The sequence below is a fragment of the Mesorhizobium sp. M0040 genome, from assembly GCF_040323505.1.
GTDB lineage: Bacteria > Pseudomonadota > Alphaproteobacteria > Rhizobiales > Rhizobiaceae > Mesorhizobium.
Genome location: NZ_JAMYVA010000021.1, coordinates 67,111 through 82,500 on the forward strand (window position 1 = coordinate 67,111; position 15,390 = coordinate 82,500).

The 15,390-nt window shown below is 61.6% G+C and carries 13 protein-coding genes, 1 tRNA gene and 2 rRNA genes (1 of these 16 only partly in view); 9 read left to right on the forward strand and 7 right to left on the reverse strand.

Features of this window, described 5'->3' with window-relative positions:
* Positions 1-4: 4 nt before the first annotated feature.
* Both NKJ91_RS19140 and NKJ91_RS19145 read right to left on the reverse strand, forming a co-directional pair.
* A complete protein-coding gene (locus tag NKJ91_RS19140; RefSeq protein WP_352456826.1) occupies positions 5-1,321 on the reverse strand; it encodes an ABC transporter substrate-binding protein in 1,317 nt (438 codons plus the stop codon).
* A gap of 358 nt (positions 1,322-1,679) precedes the next feature.
* Positions 1,680-2,375, reverse strand: a complete 696-nt coding sequence (locus tag NKJ91_RS19145; RefSeq protein ID WP_502896892.1) for a TetR/AcrR family transcriptional regulator — start codon at positions 2,373-2,375, stop codon at positions 1,680-1,682.
* A 108-nt stretch (positions 2,376-2,483) separates the two neighbouring features.
* Here NKJ91_RS19145 and NKJ91_RS19150 point away from each other — a divergent pair, with 108 nt between their 5' ends.
* Genes NKJ91_RS19150 through NKJ91_RS19160 form a run of 3 tightly spaced genes read left to right on the forward strand, consistent with a single transcriptional unit; the run spans position 2,484 to position 4,974 of the window.
* Positions 2,484-3,680 (forward strand): Tm-1-like ATP-binding domain-containing protein, encoded by a 1,197-nt coding sequence (locus tag NKJ91_RS19150; RefSeq protein WP_352456828.1) that lies wholly within the window; start codon positions 2,484-2,486, stop codon positions 3,678-3,680.
* 11 nt (positions 3,681-3,691) lie between these two features.
* Positions 3,692-4,531, forward strand: a complete 840-nt coding sequence (locus NKJ91_RS19155; RefSeq protein ID WP_352456829.1) for a phosphoenolpyruvate hydrolase family protein — start codon at positions 3,692-3,694, stop codon at positions 4,529-4,531.
* Between the two features lie 26 nt (positions 4,532-4,557).
* On the forward strand, positions 4,558-4,974 hold the full coding sequence (locus NKJ91_RS19160) for a cupin domain-containing protein (RefSeq protein ID WP_352456830.1): 417 nt from the start codon (positions 4,558-4,560) through the stop codon (positions 4,972-4,974).
* A 2-nt stretch (positions 4,975-4,976) separates the two neighbouring features.
* On the opposite strand, the gene NKJ91_RS19165 is transcribed toward NKJ91_RS19160, so the two are convergent.
* Together NKJ91_RS19165 and NKJ91_RS19170 are read right to left on the reverse strand one after the other, a co-directional pair.
* Entirely contained in the window at positions 4,977-5,657 is a 681-nt protein-coding gene (locus tag NKJ91_RS19165) for a DUF4304 domain-containing protein (protein ID WP_352456831.1), read from the reverse strand.
* 51 nt (positions 5,658-5,708) lie between these two features.
* A complete protein-coding gene (locus NKJ91_RS19170; protein ID WP_352456832.1) occupies positions 5,709-6,926 on the reverse strand; it encodes a M24 family metallopeptidase in 1,218 nt (405 codons plus the stop codon).
* Between the two features lie 366 nt (positions 6,927-7,292).
* Here NKJ91_RS19170 and NKJ91_RS19175 point away from each other — a divergent pair, with 366 nt between their 5' ends.
* From NKJ91_RS19175 to NKJ91_RS19200, 6 genes are all read left to right on the forward strand, one after another.
* Complete coding sequence (locus tag NKJ91_RS19175) at positions 7,293-8,903, forward strand: ABC transporter substrate-binding protein (protein WP_352456833.1); 1,611 nt, start codon at positions 7,293-7,295, stop codon at positions 8,901-8,903.
* A 287-nt stretch (positions 8,904-9,190) separates the two neighbouring features.
* Positions 9,191-10,177, forward strand: coding sequence for an ABC transporter permease (locus NKJ91_RS19180; RefSeq protein ID WP_352456834.1), 987 nt, complete (start codon positions 9,191-9,193; stop codon positions 10,175-10,177).
* On the forward strand, positions 10,174-11,004 hold the full coding sequence (locus NKJ91_RS19185; RefSeq protein ID WP_352456835.1) for an ABC transporter permease: 831 nt from the start codon (positions 10,174-10,176) through the stop codon (positions 11,002-11,004). Before NKJ91_RS19180 ends, NKJ91_RS19185 begins: the two co-directional genes overlap by 4 nt.
* Positions 11,001-12,002, forward strand: a complete 1,002-nt coding sequence (locus tag NKJ91_RS19190; protein WP_352456836.1) for an ABC transporter ATP-binding protein — start codon at positions 11,001-11,003, stop codon at positions 12,000-12,002. The genes NKJ91_RS19185 and NKJ91_RS19190 overlap by 4 nt, the downstream gene beginning before the upstream one ends.
* The gene (locus NKJ91_RS19195) at positions 11,999-12,790 is read left to right on the forward strand and encodes an ATP-binding cassette domain-containing protein (protein ID WP_352456837.1); all 792 of its coding nucleotides are present in this window, start codon (positions 11,999-12,001) and stop codon (positions 12,788-12,790) included. Before NKJ91_RS19190 ends, NKJ91_RS19195 begins: the two co-directional genes overlap by 4 nt.
* The gene (locus NKJ91_RS19200; RefSeq protein ID WP_352456838.1) at positions 12,787-13,293 is read left to right on the forward strand and encodes an L-2-amino-thiazoline-4-carboxylic acid hydrolase; all 507 of its coding nucleotides are present in this window, start codon (positions 12,787-12,789) and stop codon (positions 13,291-13,293) included. Before NKJ91_RS19195 ends, NKJ91_RS19200 begins: the two co-directional genes overlap by 4 nt.
* 695 nt (positions 13,294-13,988) lie before the next feature.
* On the opposite strand, the gene NKJ91_RS19210 is transcribed toward NKJ91_RS19200, so the two are convergent.
* The 3 genes from NKJ91_RS19210 to NKJ91_RS19220 all read right to left on the reverse strand — a co-directional run.
* A tRNA-Met gene (locus tag NKJ91_RS19210) sits at positions 13,989-14,065 on the reverse strand.
* 130 nt (positions 14,066-14,195) lie between these two features.
* A 5S ribosomal RNA gene (gene rrf, locus NKJ91_RS19215) occupies positions 14,196-14,310 on the reverse strand.
* Between the two features lie 96 nt (positions 14,311-14,406).
* Positions 14,407-15,390 (reverse strand): 23S ribosomal RNA (locus NKJ91_RS19220) (it continues 1,815 nt past the right edge of the window).

Sequence of the window (15,390 nt, forward strand, 5' to 3'; positions counted from 1 at the left end):
ATACTTATTGGCCGCGGCCGTATTTCTTGAAGGTCGCGTTCCAGTCGGCTGCCAGTGCGTCCAGCGTCTCCTTGGCGGTGCCTTCGCCGCCGATCATGTAAGGATAGATGCGCTGGTTAAGCTGCTGCAGCAGTTCCGCGTATTCCGGAACCGCCCAGAAGTCCTTGACCTTGAACATGGTCTCGTAGAACGCCTTGTTGTAGGGCGTGGCGTTCTGGAATTCGGGCGACTTGAGCACGGCGGCACTGCAGGTGTAGCCGCCAAGCGCTGCCCATTTCTTCTGGGTCTCGTCCTTGATGAACCATTCCAGGAACTTCGTCGCCTCTTCCTGCTTCTGCGAGTAGGAAACGATGGAGATGCCCTGACCGCCGAGTGCGGCGAACTGGTCGCCGTTCGGGCCGGGAGGATTGGCGAAGAAACCGGTGTTCTTGGCATTCGGGTTCGACGCCTCGTTGATCAGCGAGGGGAAGAACGCGAAGTAGTTCATGCTCATCGCGGCCAGGTTTTCAGTGATCGCCTGGTTGTCCTCGACGAAGAACGACTTGGCCCAGCCCGGAGGCGTGAACTTGTAGAGTTCCTTGTAGGCGTCAAGCGCCGCGATCGCCTTGTCGGAGTTGATGAAGCCATCGACCTTGTAGGTCTTATAGTCACCCAACTCGCCGCCAAAGGAGAACAGCGCGTTTTCGAAGCCCATCGCCATCGCGTCATACGAATTGTCGGTGTAGATGGCGATGCCGTATTTTTTCTGGTCCGGCCGGTAGAAGAATTCGGCGATGTCGCGTAGCGCCTTGAAATCCTTCGGCACGTCGAGGTCGTAGCCATACTTGGCCTTGAAGGCTTCCTTTTCCTTGGGGTCTTCGAACCAGTCCTTGCGATAGGACCAGCCGACGGCGTCGCCTTCGAGCGGAATGGCCCAGTACTTGCTGCTGCCGCCCGGATATTCGGCATAGTATTTCACCGTGGCCGGTGCCATCACTTCACCGACCTTGTGCTTGTTGAAGAAGTCGGTCAGGTCGACATAGTGGCCACCGGTCGAGCCGGCACCGAGCCATTGCGAGTCGCCGACGACCATATCGTAGGCGTCGCCATGGGCGTTGAACTCGGTGAAGGCCTTGGTCTGGAAGTCGGGCCACGGTGTGGTTTCCACCGTGATCTTGACGCCGGTTTCCTTCTCGTACTCGTTGCCGAGTTCCTGCAGGTAATTGGCCGGATCCCATTCCGCCCAGAAGATTGTAAGTTCCTTTTCCTGCGCGTAGACGGACGTTCCGCAGGCGAGCACTAGGCCGATACCAGCAAGCAAGCTGGTCATTGTCTTGCGCATAATGATTTCCTCCCTTGTGCGCATTCTACCGTTCATGAGAACCGGCAGCGAGGCCGGCCCTGGTAGTCCTCCCGTGACGGCACCGTTCCGGTTTTTGAGCCTCCTCGTTCGACCGAAACGGATCTTAGCCTTCACCCTTTGATCCGCTTTATTTGTCCTGATCTGGTATTACCAATTTCAGACGAACGTCAAGCTCTTTCTTGAACGGTGGCGGATACGCAGACAAGTTGGTTTCTGCGATATCTGTCTGTTTTCCCTGAATTTTCCTACTCCTTGATACATAAGTGCCTTGCTTAGGCCGCTGCATCGCTAGTAGCACAAATGGTCAGGTTGAAAATCTGGTCGAACCAGATTGGCCTCATCTAACGGCCCTCGTCGGCGCGATCCCGTCACCTTCAGCCATCGATTCCGTCACCGCCGCACGCACCAGTGCGCCGGCCGCCCATTGCGCAACCGACATCGTACTGCGGCTATCCAATCCCCATATATCCTTTAAAACGATCAGCACCTCAACACCGAAGATCAATGACAGCGCCTGCGCGAGCCGCTTGAATTCGCGCGGCGGCAACCGGCCTTTGAGTGGCGCGATCGCATCTTTCAAAAGATCGACGCGATGGCCGCGCGTGAAGGCAGGTTCGCCGTCAAGCGTGCCTGCCTGTCGCTGCGCCCACTGGTCGAGCGACAGTTTCAGCGCCGCCTTGAACGTCGCTTCGAAGACCTCGATGCGCGGCATGGCGGTCTCGAACAGCTCGGCGACCCGGCGCTCGGGATCGGCAGAGCTCGATTTCCACGTAAGGATCGGCCCAAGCCCCTCATCGACCACCGCCTGCACCAACGCCGCCTGGCTCGGAAAATACCGATAGGCGGTGGCGCGCGAGACCTCCGCTGCCTCCGCCACCTCGCTGACGGAGGGCGTGGCGCCCGCCTGCATCAGCTTTGTCGCCGTCTCAAGCATGAGACGCCTGGTGCGCGCGCGGGCCCCGCGCTCTACTTGGGGGTTCGGCCCTTGGCTGGCATCGTCGTCCATTGCCGCTTGTTGACGTGAGACATTCATGTCAATACGATACGCGTGTCTCAAAAAATTGCAATGGCCCTTCGCGCCGTCGAACGGCCGGGCAAAAAGGGGCGGCAGCGCCGAGCACGCCAAGACCGGGGAAACGCGATGAAGCGCATCTATGTGGTGGGCACCGCCGACACCAAGGGCGAGGAACTCGCATTTCTGGCCGATGCGGTCGCGGCTACCGGCGCTTCGATTGCCCGTGTCGACATCGGAACACGCGGCGCGACCGTGCCGGTCGATGTTTCGGCAGACGAGGTCGCCAGCCACCATTCCGAGGGTCGCAATGCCGTGCTCGGCGTCGACGATCGCGGCACCGCGGTGGCGGCGATGGCTGCCGCCTTTGCCCGGTTTGTCCAGTCGCGCAGCGATATTGCCGGGATTATCGGCATTGGCGGCGGTGGCGGCACCTCGATCATCACCGCAGGCATGCGCACGCTGCCGCTCGGTCTGCCCAAGATCATGGTTTCGACGTTGGCCTCGGGTGACACCGCGCCTTACGTCGACGTCTCCGACATCGTCATGATGCCGTCGGTGACCGACATGGCCGGCCTCAACCGGCTTTCGCGTGTCGTGCTGCACAATGCCGCCCAGGCGATATCAGGCATGGCGACAAAGCCGGCGCCGCCGCCCGAGGGCAAACCGTCGCTCGGCCTCACCATGTTCGGCGTCACCACGCCATGCGTGACCGCGATCGCCGATGAGCTTCGTTCGACTTATGACTGCATGGTCTTTCATGCCACCGGCACCGGCGGCCGCACCATGGAAAAATTGGCCGACAGCGGCCTGTTGTCAGGCGTCATCGACATCACAACGACCGAAGTCTGCGACTTGGTGCTTGGCGGCGTGCTGCCGGCGACCGAAGATCGCTTTGGCGCCATCGCCCGCACCGGGCTGCCTTATGTCGGCTCGGTCGGCGCGCTCGACATGGTCAATTTCTGGGCGCCGCCGACAATTCCGGAACGCTATCGCGGCCGGCTGTTCTATGAGCACAATCCAAACGTCACACTGATGCGCACCACTGCCGACGAAAGCAGAACGATCGGCGAATGGATCGGTACAAGGCTGAGCCTCTGCCAGGGTCCGGTTCGTTTCCTCATTCCGGAGAAAGGCGTGTCGGCGCTCGACATTGAAGGCGGCGCCTTCTTCGACCCTGAAGCCGATGCCGCTTTGTTCGAGGCGATCGAGCGTACCATCAAACCCGCCAAAACGCGGCGCGTGCTGCGCCTGCCGCTTCATATCAACGACCCCGAATTCGCCTGGGCTGCCACAACGGCCTTCCTCGACATCGCCAGACAGTGAGACACCAAGACATGGCCGCCATACCGCGCAAGAAAATCCTGGAGAAATTCCGCAAGATGATCGCGGACGGCGTGCCGATCGTCGGCGGCGGTGCCGGCACCGGCCTGTCGGCCAAGGCAGAGGAAGCCGGCGGCATCGACCTGATCATCATCTACAATTCCGGCCGCTACCGCATGGCCGGGCGCGGCTCGGCCGCCGGCCTGCTCGCCTATGGCAACGCCAACGAGATCGTCAAGGAAATGGCCTACGAAGTGCTGCCGGTAGTGAAGAAGACGCCGGTGCTGGCCGGCGTCAACGGCACCGATCCCTTCGTCATCATGCCGCTGCTTTTGGCCGAGTTGAAGACGATGGGCTTTTCCGGTGTGCAGAACTTTCCGACCATCGGACTGTTCGACGGCCAGATGCGGCAGAGTTTTGAAGAAACCGGCATGGGCTTCGGGCTCGAGGTCGACATGATCGCCGAGGCTCACAAACTCGACCTGTTGACCACGCCCTATGTCTTCAACCCAGACGAGGCGCGCGCCATGACAACAGCTGGCGCCGACATCGTCGTCGCCCATATGGGGGTGACCACCGGCGGCTCGATTGGCGCGACATCGGCTAAATCGCTGGACGACTGTGTGAGCGAGATCGACGCCATCGCCAAAGCGGCACGCTCAGTGCGCGAGGATATGATCCTGCTTTGCCATGGCGGGCCGATCTCGATGCCGGACGACGCCAGATATATTCTCGAGCGCTGCAAGGGCCTGCACGGGTTCTATGGCGCCAGTTCGATGGAGCGGCTGCCGGCGGAAGCCTCGATCGCCAGGCAGACGGCGGATTTCAAGGCCGTTACGTTCGGCGCTGCGTAGAGACCAGCAAAAAGAAGGGTGGGACGATGACCGACAACAGCAAGGTATTCGTATATCCAAAAGACGTCAGCGCCTTCGGCTTCGACTGGGGCAGGCTGTCGCTGACGGTCGCTCCCGAAGTGAACGGCGCAAAGCGATTTTCCGGTGGTGTCGTCGACCTACCGTCAGGCAAAGGCCATACGCGTCATAACCATCCGGGTGCGGAGGAGATCATCTTTGTCATCTCAGGCAATGGCGAGCAGATGGTCGAAGACGAGAAAGGCAACCCGGTCGTCGAGAAAGTCGGCCCCGGCTGCACCATCTATGTGCCGGAAAGCCGCTTCCACTCGACGCTCAATACCGGCGACGGGCCGATGCAGCTTTTCGTCGTCTATTCGCCGGCCGGGCCGGAACTGGCGTTGCGGGAGTTGCCGGATTTCAGGTTGATCCCGCCGGGCAGATAATGTCACAGGCTGAGGCCAATCTTCATCGCACGAGCGACCCTTGCTAGGTTGTTAGTATCGCTCCCCAGAGCGAGCCTATCCGGCAAAGTGGGGACATCGCGCTCTGATCGGAAAGCATCCGGCGAAGGTAAGCGCGCCACCCAATAGGACAAACAGTTTTCCGCTGCCTCTGGACCAAGCTGCCAGAGTACAAATCGAACAGCATTTTCAGGGAACATGAAGCCCGGAACTTCAGAACATGCGACCTGTTCGGCTAGTTTGCGCGGAACGTCGAAACGTTCGAAGAGCGGCAGGACAGTCGTTTGGATGTTGGCAACGATGTTCGCGATTTCAGCCTGGCGGGTATGCGGGTTTGCGATGTTCCATGTCCGCCAATGATGCGGGGTTCGCAAATTGCCAAGCTGTCCACCGGCGACCCAATCGCTGGCACTGGCGGGCCAAGCGCTTCGCTCGTCCCACTCCTTTATTGCCTTGCTGTAGACCGACGCATGCACGACGAGTTCGACGTACTCGCCGCCGACGTTCAGATAGTTTGATTGAAAGGAGATTTTGAATACCCAGTCGCCGGCCCGACGACTCGCATGAGGACCGCTTTTCGCAAAGCGGAACCCAATCGGTTCGAACTCCATGGAGATCTGCTCGCACCCGTCGATAAAGACCTGCTTGGGCAGTTTGCGTTCCATATCGGCAAATGCTCGCTGGCGTGACCAATTATTTGCTCGGACGAGGTAATCTCAAGAACGGGCTAGGTGACCAGCGCCTAAGCCGCCCCCGCCCCTGTTCCAGCCCCGGCCCCGATCGCCGAACATGACGTAACCGGCATCGGTCACCGCCACCGTGTCCTCCAGCTTGATGAAGCCGCGCGTCGGGTGGAGCATGGTCGTCTCGACCGAAAGCACCATGTTCTTCTCCAGCGGCTTTGCGGCATAGGTGCCTTCATAGGTCACCGGATGGTTGGTCATCAGGAACGGCGCTTCATGCGTGATCAGCCCCATGCCATGCGCGAAGAAATCAGTATAGGCCGCAACCTTGGATTTCTTCAGAACGCCTTCGGCACGAGAAATCATGTCACCGCCCAGCGTGCCCGCCTTGACCTTGGAGAAGGCCGCCTGCTGCACTGCCTCGATCTCGGCCAGCAGATCCTCGAGTTCGGCGTCAGGGTCGCCCAGCACGCCCATGCGGCAAAGATCGCCGATATAGCCGTGGTAGTTGCCGCCGGAATCGATCGACATCACCTCGCCCTTCCTCCACGCCTGCGGCGAGGCGGCGCGGTTGTGGCTGGAGCCTAGCGTCAACAGGCAATATTCGAAATGCGCGCCGCGATTGGTCTCCTCGCGCCTGAGCTGTTCGATGATCTCGCTCTTGGTCGTGCCTTCGCGTGCCCAGCCGATGGTCGCCAGCATGGAATCGGTGATCAGCTCCGAAGCGATGCGCAGCTCTTCCAGCTCCGCCTCGGTTTTGATTGCCCGCATGCGCTCCAGCATATCAGTCGCATCGATCAGCTTGGCATCCGGCAGCGCGTTGCGGATCAGCATATAGGCGTCGGACGGCAGGAAGGCGGGTTCGATGCCGATGCGGGCATTGCCCTTGCCGATCTTTCGCAAATGCTCGACCGCCAGATTGGCGGCATCGAGCGTACCCCAGCAGGCGGCATGCAGTGTCGGCGTCCAGAACGGATGATTCTGGTGCTCGCCGCCTTCCATGCGGTTGCCGATATAGGCGGCATGCTCCGGCCCACCTTTCTCATAGACGACGACAGGCAGATAACGGCTGTGGCCGATTGCATCCATGGCGGCGAAGAAGATGAACTTGTAGCCGCCAAGCAGATATTGCGTGTTGTGCTTGGAGGTGGCGAGCAGCGCGTCGATGCCGGCCTCCTCCATCAGCCCGTCCACCCTGGCCTGGTCGAACGGCACGCTGCCGACGGCATTCTTGCCTGGGGCAATGTTCATGTCTCTCTCCCTGAAATCCCTTAGCCGGCCGCTCGCCGGCACCGGCTTTTCCGGCTCTGAACCTCGGCTATGCTTAAATCTGCATCATGTTGCCCGATCTGGTCCAGCCAGAACGGGCGAACCAGCCCCAAAAGCTGCTCCACCTGCTGCACTTTACTCCAGTCTGGTCCTGCTAGAACCGCGTGTCGAACCGTTTTCTGTACAACTGGTCCAGCGGACGGAAATTTCAAAGCCACGTAGAGATGCGCCAATTCCGTCTTTGGCGAAACCCCGCACAAGGCCCATAATCAGCTTTGCAGGATGCTTACGAGCGTCCGAGGGGTACGGCGGACCCGGCCGGGTCCGCGGAGAGGACGGAGTTCGATCATGCCAGAGTTCACCATTTCCAGACGTACGATGCTGGCCGGTTCGGCATTGCTGTTGGCCTCCACCGCCATGCCGACGATCGGCTCGGCGCAGACGCCGAGAAAGGGCGGACGACTGGTTGTCGCCGCCGATTCCGAGCCGCGCAATCTCAATCCGGCGATTGTCGCCTCGAACGGCGTCTTCTTCATTTCGAGCAAGATCGTGGAAACCTTGGCCGAGGCCTCCTTCGGCGGCAAGGACGGGCTCGATCCACGCCTGGCGCTCAGCTGGGAAGGTGCCGCCGACGGCCTGTCGGTGACGTTCAAACTGCGCGAGGGCGTCAAATGGCATGATGGGAAGCCATTCACCTCAGCCGATGTCGCCTTCTCGGCGCTGCAGGTCTGGAAGCCGCTGCAGAATCTCGGCCGCACCGTGTTCAAGGATCTGGAGGCGGTCGACACGCCGGACGAAGCCACCGCCGTGTTCAAATTCGCCAAGCCGACACCGTTCCAGCTGATCCGCAACGCCTTGCCGGCGCTGAGCAGCGTGGTGCCCAAGCACATCTACGAGACCGGAAAGATCGAGGACAACCCGGCCAACAACGCCCCGGTCGGCACCGGACCGTTCAAATTTGCCGAACACAAGCCCGGCGAATATTGCCGGCTGGAGAAGAACATCGACTATTGGGGCAAGGACGAGCCCTATCTCGACGAGATCATCTATCAGGTGCTGCCGGACCGCACGTCGGCGGCCAGCGCCCTGGAAGCCGAAGAGATCCAGCTCGCCGCCTTCTCCGCCGTGCCCCTGGCCGATCTCGACCGCATCTCCAAAGTGCCCGGTCTCAAGGTGATCACCAAGGGTTATGAAGGGCTGACCTACCAGCTCGTCGTCGAGATCAATCATCGCCGCAAGGAGCTGGCCGACCTGAAAGTACGCCAGGCGATCGCTCACGCCATCGACAAGGATTTCGTCGTCAAGACGGTATTCCTTGGCTATGCCGCCACCGCCACTGGCCCGGTGCCGAAAAACGACCCGCAATTCTACACCGCCGACGTGCCGACCTACGCCTTCGACGTTGCCAAGGCCAACGCCTTGCTTGACGAGGCCGGCTACAGCCGACGCGACGACGGCAAGCGCTTTTCACTGAGGTTGCTGCCGGCGCCCTACTTCAACGAAACCAAGCAGTTCGGCGACTATCTGCGGCAGGCGCTCGCCGCCATCGGCATCGACGCCCAGCTGGTCAACAACGACTCTGCCGCGCATATCAAGGCTGTCTACACCGACCACGCCTTCGACCTTGCAGTCGGGCCGCCGGTGTTCCGCGGCGATCCGGCGATCTCGACCACCATCCTGGTGCAGAGCGGCATTCCCGACGGCGTGCCCTTCTCCAACCAGGGTGGCTACAAGAATGCCGATCTCGACGCCCTGATCGCCAAGGCATCGGAGACGCTCGACACCGCCGCCCGCACCGAACTCTACAAGGAGTTCCAGAAAAAAGTTGCCGCCGACCTGCCGCTGATCAACGTCGCCGAATGGAGTTTCATCAGCGTCGCCCGTGATACGGTCAACAACATCGCCAACAACCCGCGCTGGGCGGTATCGAACTGGGCGGACACTTGGCTGGAGGGGTAAGGAAGTCTCTCCAGACTTGCGCGCCGCTTGTGTGGGTGCTCAGCTTCAGCGATGAGAGCTTTTTCGCGCCCCCCTCTGTCCTGCCCTCTTTGCCACCACTTGGCATCTCCCCCACGAGGGGGGAGATCGGCTGTCATTGTCGCTTTCGCCAATCTCCAGCGTTGCAAGACGGCCGGCAACGCCGAAGCTGCCAATCTCCCTCCTTGTGGGGGAGATGTCCGGCAGGACAGAGGGGGGCGCCGTAGAGCGCGGCACCGAAGACTTGGTTCTCCTATCGGCGTTACGCCATGACCCGCGCCGTCATCCTCCTTCGCCGCCGTCTCGTCGGCAGCATCTTCGTGCTGCTGATTGTCGTCATCGGCACGTTCCTGTTGCTCGAAGCCGCTCCCGGCGACGCGGTCGATGCCTACATCGTCTCGACCGGAGGCGATGCCGGCATGATCGAGCTGTTGCGTCACCGCTGGGGGCTCGACCAGTCGGAGCTGACACGGCTCGCCAATTATCTTTGGGCGCTGCTGCATCTCGATCTCGGCCAATCGGTCACCTTTTCGCGGCCGATCCGCGATGTCATCCTCGAGCGCCTGCCCAACACGCTGCTGTTGATGGGCAGCGCCACCGCGCTCTCCTTCGGCCTCGGCTCGGCGCTCGGCATCTATGCCGGCGCCAGTCCCGGCAGCTTCCGCGATCGCTTCCTCTCCATCGGTTCGCTGGCGCTCTATGCCGTGCCGGGCTTCTGGCTCGGGCTTGTGCTGATCATTGTCTTCGCCGTCGACCTGCGCTGGTTTCCGATCGGCGGCATCGAGAGTATCGCCTCGGCCAAGACCGGCCTCGGTCGTGCCGCCGATATCGCCCGCCATCTCGTCCTGCCGGTTTCGGCGCTCGGCTTCATTTATCTCGCGCTCTATCTGCGCATGATGCGCGCCGGCATGGCCGAGGTGTGGCGACAGGACTTTGTGCTGGCCGCCCGTGCCAGGGGACTTTCCCGCCGCCGCATCGTGCTCGCCCATGTCGCACGCAACGCACTGTTGCCGCTGGTCACCATGCTCGGCCTGCAATCCGCGCAGATGCTGGGCGGCAGCGTCGTGATCGAGAGCGTCTTTTCCGTGCCCGGCCTCGGCCGGCTGGCGCAGGAAGCGGTGGCCGCGCGGGATACCCCACTACTGCTCGGCATTATTCTCACCAGCGCTGTCCTGGTCGTCATTATCAACCTTCTCGTCGACATCGCCTACGTCTTCCTCGATCCGCGCGTCGGGGCCAGTGAGGCCAGCGCATGAGTCCACTTGCCCGCTTCCTGCGCACGCCGGAGGCTGTAGCCGGCGCGGTCATCCTGGCGGCGCTGTTTGCCGTGGCGCTTGCCGCACCTTTGTTCTTTCCCGGCGATCCGCAGGCGATTGCCGGACCGGCATTGCTGCCGCCCTTCCAGGATTGGTCGCTGCCGCTCGGCACCGACCGGCTCGGCCGCAACGTGCTAGCCGAGCTCTTCCATGGCGCCCGTACCTCGCTGGCGGTCGGGCTGGCAGCAGCAGCCGCCGCCCTTGCCATCGGCGCCGTGATCGGCACCGTGGCCGGCTTTGCTGGCGGCGTTGTCGACGAGATGCTGATGCGCATCACCGACGCGTTCCAGACCGTCCCAGCCTTCCTGCTGGCTTTGGCTTTCGTCAGCATCGTCGGGCCGTCGCTCGGCGTCGTCGTCGCTGCGATCGCGCTGGGCGCCTGGACCGGACCGGCACGCGTGGCGCGGGCCGAAGTGCTGTCGATCCGCGAGCGCGATTTTGTTGCCGGCGCCCGCGTCATCGGCATGCATCCGTTGGAGATCGCCTTTCGCGAGGTGCTCCCCAATGCGCTGCCGCCGGTAATGGCTTTGTCGTCGGTGATTGTCGCCGCGGCGATTCTCACCGAAGCGGCGTTGTCCTTTCTCGGCCTCGGCGATCCCAACCGGGTTACCTGGGGCGGCATGATCGCCGAAGGCCGCGCCGTGCTGCGCACCGCGCCCTTCCTGTCGATCATTCCGGGCGTAGCGCTCGTGCTCACCGTGCTCGGCGTCTATCTCGCCGGCGAAGGCGTCGTCGAGACCACGGCGATGAGGAGGAGCCTGTCGTGACGGCGCTTGCTTCGATCCGCAATCTGACGGTGACCTATCGCCGCGACGGCGCCGAGATAGCGGCGCTGAAGAATGTCGGCTTCGACATCACCGCCGGCGAGCGCTTTGCCATCATCGGTGAAAGCGGTTCGGGCAAGAGCACGCTGGCGCTGGCCATTGCCGGCCTGCTGCCGGCCACCGCCAGGATCGAAGGCCGCATCGATTGGCTCTTGCGCCCGCAACCAATGTTTGGTGCCAAGGCACCCCCCTCTGTCCTGCCGGACATCTCCCCCTCAAAGGGGGAGATCGGCAGTTCCGCAGCCGGTTCCTTTCCGCCAGCTTCGGTGATTGGCGAAGGCAGAGATGAAAGTGCAATCTCCCCCTTTGAGGGGGAGATGTCCGGCAGGACAGAGGGGGGCGCGACAGAGCGCCGACCATTCGTCATTGCGACAAGCCACACCCCCATCGGCGGCCGCGATATCGGCTTCGTTTTCCAGGACCCATCCGCCAGTCTCGACCCGGTGATGCCAATCGGCAAGCAGATCGCGGAAGTCGCGTGCACTCATCTCGGCCTCAGTTGGCGAGACGCCTATGCCAAGGCAAAAACCCTGCTCGAGCGCGTCCGCCTGCCCGATCCGGACGCTGCCCTCTGCGCCTTCCCGCACCAGCTCTCCGGCGGCCAGAAGCAGCGTGTGGCGATCGCCGCAGCGATTGCGGCCGGGCCGAAACTGCTGATCGCCGACGAGGCGACCAGCGCGCTGGATACGATCGTGCAGGCCGAGATTGTCGGGCTGATCCGGCGACTGGTTGCCGAGGACGGTATGACGCTGCTGTTCATCAGCCACGACATCGCGTTGGCCGCTGAGCTTGCAGAGCGCATCGCGGTGTTCCGGCATGGCGAGCTGCTCGAGCTCCGTTCGACAGTCCAAATCGTCAATGCGCCGCGTCACGCATACACTCGTATGCTGCTCGACGCCAATCTCGGCCTCAACGCCGAGCCGCTGCTGCAGCGACCATGACCGACCCGCTGCTCGCCGTTTCCGGCCTGACCAAACGATACAGTCGCGGCGACAAGATCATCGCCGCGGTCGACGACGTTTCCTTCCACATCGACCCCGGCGAGACGCTGGCGCTGGCCGGACCTTCCGGCAGCGGCAAGTCGACGATAGCTCGTCTAGTGCTCCGGCTCATCGAAGTCGATACCGGCCGTATTGAATTTGAAGGCAGCGATTTCCTGTCGCTGAACGGCGCTGCCTTGCGCGGCCGGCGCGCCCGTCTTCAGATGGTGTTTCAGGATCCGCTCGCCGCCTTGAACCCACGCGCCACAGTCGCGCGTGTGCTCGACGACCCCTTGCGCATCCATCACATTGCCTCTGGCCCCGAGCGCCCGCGCCATATTGCAGCTCTGCTGGAACGCGTCGGCCTCAGCCCCGGTCTCGCCGGCCGCGCCATTCACGAAATTTCCGGCGGCCAACGCCAGCGCGTTGCAATCGCCCGCGCCATCGCCACGAAACCGTCGCTGGTCGTGCTCGACGAGGCCGTGTCGGCGCTCGATGTTTCGGTGCGCGCGCAGATCCTGCAGCTGCTGCTTGACCTTCAACGCGAGGAACGCATCGCCTATCTGTTCATTTCGCACGATCTCGGTGTCGTCCGTGCCATCGCTCACCGGGTCACTATTCTGGAAGTCGGGCGCATTGCCGAGAGCGGCGATGCGCGCAGCGTAATCAACGCGCCGCAATCCGCGATCGGCAAGGCGCTGGTGGCGGCAGCGCCAAGACTGTCAAGGATCGAACGGGACGCATCATGACCGACGCCGAAGCCCGAGCCGAAAAACTGTCGCGCGAACTCGATTCCGCCTTCCGCAACCGCGCCGATCTCTATCGTCTATTCCTCGACGAGCTAACCGTGGAGTTGGGCGCGGAAAAAGCCGAGGCGATCATGATCCGTATAATCGAACAACGCGGCAAGGAGGTTGCGGCGGCGGCCTTTGCCGATTTCGGCCCAAACGACGCACCGGCGATCGGCGAGGCGTTCCTCGCCGTCAGCCCGGATGGCGGTCGCATGTATCCGACCGACGTCGAACGCGGTCCGGACCGCATCGCCTTCAAGGTCAGGCGCTGTCCGCTGAAGGACGCCTGGGTCGAGGCCGGCGTCGGCGACGAGAAGCTCGCCACACTCTGCCGCATCGCCGGCGCCTTCGACCGTGGCCTGTTCGAGGCCACCGGAGTGCGCTTCGACAACGTCACCTGGACGCCGGGCCACGGTTCCGGCTGCTGCCACATCGCCTTGACCAACCGGGATGCCGGTTAGAGCTGCAGCTCGAGCCATGTCGGCGAAGACGTAGAGTTCCGCTCCGTTGGGCAGCACGGGGCCAAAAAAACCCGGCGCCATAAGGCAAGCGGGGTTTTGATGTGTGCATTGCAAGGAATTCGTGCGGACAGGATCTGCCTCGGTGTCCCGCTGTGTCGGCTTCGTTGCTAAGTGTCCGGCCGGAGGCGTCTTTGTGGGTTCATGGCTGTGGCCTCGAGCCACGGCAATCAAATCAATCCGAGATTTTGTCGGATTGCGGCATCCTTGTTCGTCTTCTGTAGGGGAGTTCCTGGAGGTGAATTATGAGCGAATTGCCGGTGGTCAAAACGCGACGCAAAGGCAAGACCCTTACGCAGAGCATGCTGATCCCAACCGAGAAAATGGTCGCTGACGAGCTCCGGGCTGCACGACCTGGCCACTTGTCGGACCTTGCAGAGTTACGACGTAAGCTCGCGGCAAAATACGGAACAGACGCCTGCTGCCCAGTGACTGTGCGGCGGCACTTGGTGCATATCGGTCAAGACGGCAGCGCGCCCTTTTGGCGCGTCGTAAATCCCGATCGGCCATTCGCCCGACGTATGAGAGGTGGTTCGGAGCACATACGCGAAAAATTGGCCGCGGAATGCTAAGTGTCCTGTCGCCGTACTTCAGCGCATGCGAAAACGGCCCGCACAAGGCGGGCCGTTTTCGTATTTTGGTTGCGGGGACAGGATTTGAACCTGTGACCTTCAGGTTATGAGCCTGACGAGCTACCGGGCTGCTCCACCCCGCGTCAACCCTAAAGGTAAGCCTTGGCTCACCGGATTCAAGCTTCCGCCAAATGAAAGGGCCGCTTGCGCGGCCCGATATCCCGTTGGCGGGCCTGTTCGTAAGGAGAAGATTAAACAACGTGCGCTTGGCAGACCTGGCAGCGACCTACTCTCCCGCGTCTTGAGACGAAGTACCATCAGCGCTGGAGCGTTTCACGGCCGAGTTCGGAATGGGATCGGGTGCAGCCGCTCCGCCATAACCACCAGGTCGGCAAAACGCACGTTGCTCGAGAAGCTGTTTTCTGTGCCATCCATCTCGGCGCAATCCAAGGATTATCACCAGAAATGGGCATTAGGAATGAGAACGATCAAGCCGATCGAACTATTAGTACCGGTAAGCTTCAAGCGTTGCCGCTCTTCCACACCCGGCCTATCAACGTGGTCGTCTTCCACGGTTCTCAGGGAATACTCGTTTTAAGGTGGGTTTCCCGCTTAGATGCCTTCAGCGGTTATCCCGTCCGGATATAGCTACCCTGCTATGCGGCTGGCGCCACAACAGGTCCACCAGAGATCCGTCCATCCCGGTCCTCTCGTACTAGGGACAGATCCTTTCAATATTCCTACACCCACGGCAGATAGGGACCGAACTGTCTCACGACGTTCTGAACCCAACTCACGTACCGCTTTAAATGGCGAACAGCCATACCCTTGGGACCTGCTCCAGCCCCAGGATGCGATGAGTCGACATCGAGGTGCCAAACAACCCCGTCGATATGGACTCTTGGGGGTCATCAGCCTGTTATCCCCGGCGTACCTTTTATCCGTTGAGCGATGGCCCTTCCACGCGGGACCACCGGATCACTATGACCGACTTTCGTCTCTGCTCGACTTGTCAGTCTCGCAGTCAGGCAGGCTTATGCCATTGCACTCAGCGAACGATTTCCGACCGTTCTGAGCCCACCATCGCGCGCCTCCGTTACTCTTTAGGAGGCGACCGCCCCAGTCAAACTACCCACCATACATTGTCCCGGACCCGGATAACGGGCCGCGGTTAGACATCCATAGTGATAAGGGTGGTATTTCAAGGGTGGCTCCACCTGAGCTGGCGCCCAGGTTTCAAAGCCTACCACCTATCCTACACATGCCACTACGAATGCCAATGTAAAGCTATAGTAAAGGTGCACGGGGTCTTTCCGTCTAACCGCAGGAACCCCGCATCTTCACGGGGAATTCAATTTCACTGAGTCTATGCTGGAGACAGCGGGGAAGTCGTTACGCCATTCGTGCAGGTCGGAACTTACCCGACAAGGAATTTCGCTACCTTAGGACCGTTATAGTTACGGCCGCC

What these genes read in the sequence shown, in the direction of transcription:
- NKJ91_RS19140 (WP_352456826.1), bottom strand. Translation starts at nt 1,321, where the DNA reads ATGCGCAAGACAATGACCAGCTTGCTTGCTGGTATCGGCCTAGTGCTC.
- NKJ91_RS19145 (WP_502896892.1), bottom strand. Translation starts at nt 2,375, where the DNA reads ATGAATGTCTCACGTCAACAAGCGGCAATGGACGACGATGCCAGCCAA.
- NKJ91_RS19150 (WP_352456828.1), top strand. Translation starts at nt 2,484, where the DNA reads ATGAAGCGCATCTATGTGGTGGGCACCGCCGACACCAAGGGCGAGGAA.
- NKJ91_RS19155 (WP_352456829.1), top strand. Translation starts at nt 3,692, where the DNA reads ATGGCCGCCATACCGCGCAAGAAAATCCTGGAGAAATTCCGCAAGATG.
- NKJ91_RS19160 (WP_352456830.1), top strand. Translation starts at nt 4,558, where the DNA reads ATGACCGACAACAGCAAGGTATTCGTATATCCAAAAGACGTCAGCGCC.
- NKJ91_RS19165 (WP_352456831.1), bottom strand. Translation starts at nt 5,657, where the DNA reads ATGGAACGCAAACTGCCCAAGCAGGTCTTTATCGACGGGTGCGAGCAG.
- NKJ91_RS19170 (WP_352456832.1), bottom strand. Translation starts at nt 6,926, where the DNA reads ATGAACATTGCCCCAGGCAAGAATGCCGTCGGCAGCGTGCCGTTCGAC.
- NKJ91_RS19175 (WP_352456833.1), top strand. Translation starts at nt 7,293, where the DNA reads ATGCCAGAGTTCACCATTTCCAGACGTACGATGCTGGCCGGTTCGGCA.
- NKJ91_RS19180 (WP_352456834.1), top strand. Translation starts at nt 9,191, where the DNA reads ATGACCCGCGCCGTCATCCTCCTTCGCCGCCGTCTCGTCGGCAGCATC.
- NKJ91_RS19185 (WP_352456835.1), top strand. Translation starts at nt 10,174, where the DNA reads ATGAGTCCACTTGCCCGCTTCCTGCGCACGCCGGAGGCTGTAGCCGGC.
- NKJ91_RS19195 (WP_352456837.1), top strand. Translation starts at nt 11,999, where the DNA reads ATGACCGACCCGCTGCTCGCCGTTTCCGGCCTGACCAAACGATACAGT.
- NKJ91_RS19200 (WP_352456838.1), top strand. Translation starts at nt 12,787, where the DNA reads ATGACCGACGCCGAAGCCCGAGCCGAAAAACTGTCGCGCGAACTCGAT.